Source organism: Micromonospora sp. NPDC005173 (assembly GCF_040608515.1).
Taxonomy (GTDB): Bacteria; Actinomycetota; Actinomycetes; order Mycobacteriales; family Micromonosporaceae; genus Micromonospora.
Genome location: NZ_JBEXIK010000101.1, coordinates 1 through 2,256, shown reverse-complemented (window position 1 = coordinate 2,256; position 2,256 = coordinate 1). Strand labels below are relative to the sequence as shown.

1 protein-coding gene and 1 pseudogene are annotated in these 2,256 nt (G+C 67.1%); one reads left to right on the top strand and one right to left on the bottom strand.

Annotated elements, in window-relative coordinates:
- On the bottom strand, positions 1–236 hold a 236-nt coding region (locus tag ABZV00_RS37715), incomplete at its 3' end, for a ferredoxin (protein WP_355615423.1).
- Positions 237–414: 178 nt separating this feature from the next.
- Here ABZV00_RS37715 and arc point away from each other — a divergent pair.
- Positions 415–2,193 (top strand): annotated as a pseudogene (gene arc / locus ABZV00_RS37710) (proteasome ATPase); the annotation flags it as partial.
- Positions 2,194–2,256 lie beyond the last annotated feature (63 nt).

Here is a 2,256-nt window from a genome sequence, read left to right as displayed (position 1 = left end):
ACCGGGACCTGACCGTGCTGGCCTCCGAGAACCCGCTGCCGTCCTCGGCCTCCGCACTGGCCCGGGGCGACGTGGACGTGCTGCGTCACCTCGCCACCGTCGGCGCCCTTGACGTACGCCAGGCCGTCGATGTCGAACTCGAACACCTCCGGCGCGTACTGCACGCAGAGCCCATCGCCCGTGCAGAGATCCTGGTCCACCCAGACCTGCAACTGGTCGGTCGCGACCTCGGCCACCGGTGCACCCCCCATGTTCTCGCGTCCTACGCTCCGACGGTACCCGAACGCCGGTACCGGCCCGCCAGGCCACCCTTGGCGATCAAGGTTCGGTGACGAGGGTGTTGCGTGGGACCGAATCGGCCTCATAGCGGCTAGTGTTAGGGCAGAACGTTCAAGCCCCCCGGGGAGGTGGGACGTGGCACGCAGCGACGACGCGGACTCGCGCGCCGCACGGTGGGAGAAGGAAGCCCACGATCTCTCCACGCAGGTCGCGTTCCTTCAGGAGGAACTCGCCCTGGTGCGGCGCAAGTTGACCGAAAGCCCCCGACACGTCCGGCAGCTCGAAGAGCGGCTGGCGGCCACCCAGGCACAGTTGGCGCGGCTGACCGAGAACAACGACCGGCTGGTGAGCACCCTCAAGGAGGCTCGCACGCAGATCGTGACGCTCAAGGAGGAGATCGACCGCCTCGCACAACCGCCGAGTGGTTACGGCGTCTTCCTGGCCAAGCACGACGACGGCACGGTGGATGTCTTCACCGGCGGTCGCAAGCTGCGGGTCGCCGTCTCGCCCTCGCTGGACGTGGCCGAGCTGCGCCGCGGCCAGGAGGTCCTGCTCAACGACGCGCTCAACATCGTCGACGCGTTCGGCTACGAGCGGGTCGGTGAGGTCGTGATGCTCAAGGAGATCCTGGAGGGGCCAGGCGGCGGGCCGGGTGACCGGGCGCTCGTGGTCTCCCACTCCGACGAGGAGCGCATCGTGCACCTCGCCGAGACGCTCATCGGCTCGGCGATCCGGGCCGGCGACTCGCTCATGATCGAGCCCCGCTCGGCGTACGCGTACGAGCGGATCCCGAAGAGCGAGGTCGAGGAGCTGGTCCTGGAGGAGGTGCCCGACGTCGGCTACACCGACATCGGTGGCCTCCAGTCACAGATCGAGCAGATCCGCGACGCGGTGGAGTTGCCGTTCCTGCACGCGGACCTGTTCCGTGAGCACCAGCTCCGTCCGCCCAAGGGCATCCTGCTCTACGGCCCGCCGGGTTGCGGCAAGACGCTGATCGCCAAGGCGGTGGCCAACTCGCTGGCCAAGAAGATCGCCGAGCGGCAGGGCAAGGAGAAGCACACCAGCTTCTTCCTCAACATCAAGGGCCCGGAGCTGCTCAACAAGTACGTCGGCGAGACCGAGCGGCACATCCGGCTGATCTTCCAACGAGCCCGGGAGAAGGCCGGCGAGGGCACCCCGGTGATCGTGTTCTTCGACGAGATGGACTCGATCTTCCGGACCCGCGGCTCCGGTGTCTCCTCCGACGTGGAGAACACGATCGTCCCGCAGCTGCTCAGCGAGATCGACGGCGTGGAGGGGCTGGAGAACGTCATCGTCATCGGCGCCTCCAACCGGGAAGACATGATCGACCCGGCGATCCTGCGCCCCGGTCGGCTCGACGTGAAGATCAAGATCGAGCGGCCGGACGCCGAAGCGGCCAAGGACATCTTCTCCAAGTACATCCTCTCCGGGCTGCCGCTACACCCCGACGACCTGGCCGAACACGGCGCCGACCCCCAGGCCACCGTCGCGGCGATGATCGACGCCGTGGTGCTGCGGATGTACTCGGAGACCGAGGAGAACCGCTTCCTCGAGGTCACCTACGCCAACGGTGACAAGGAAGTCCTCTACTTCAAGGACTTCAACTCCGGCGCGATGATCCAGAACATCGTCGACCGGAGCAAGAAGATGGCCATCAAGGAGTTCCTCACCTCCGGCCGCAAGGGGCTGCGACTGCAGCACCTGCTCGACGCCTGCGTCGACGAGTTCCGGGAGAACGAGGACCTGCCCAACACCACCAACCCCGACGACTGGGCGCGCATCTCCGGCAAGAAGGGCGAGCGGATCGTCTACATCCGCACCCTCGTCTCCGGGGGCAAGGGCGCCGAGGCCGGCCGGTCCATCGAGACCGCCAGCAACACCGGCCAGTACCTCTACTTCTGTCGTGCAGTTGGGCGATGTACTGGGCCAGGGGTTCGAGGATCTCACGGTGCGGTG